The organism is Turicimonas sp. TL08 (genome assembly GCF_054660695.1).
Window position 1 is genome coordinate 1 of record NZ_BAAGDP010000116.1, and the last position, 251, is coordinate 251.

At 37.8% G+C, this 251-nt stretch carries 1 protein-coding gene; it reads left to right on the forward strand.

The features are described 5' to 3' along the window. A partial coding sequence (locus ACYQ4O_RS13185) for a hypothetical protein (RefSeq protein WP_460175897.1) occupies nt 1-251 on the forward strand: 251 nt, incomplete at both ends.

A 251-nucleotide genomic window follows, 5' to 3' on the forward strand; every position in this document is an offset into this window, starting at 1 on the left:
TATCCTTTGGTATTGAGAAATTAGAGCAGACGGGGTGTGAACATCTTGTAAAGGGGAAGAAGATTAAGGCTAGAAAAAAAACTAACAACAAATGGTTTGAAACGCAAGATAGTATCAGTTATTGGGACCATTTTTCTAAACCGAAAATCATGTGGAAACGGGTAGGTTCAATTCTAAGATTCTCTTATGACAAGGAAGGGCACTTTGGGCTAGATAGTACTTGTTTCGCTATAGGAGAGCATCTTGAGTTT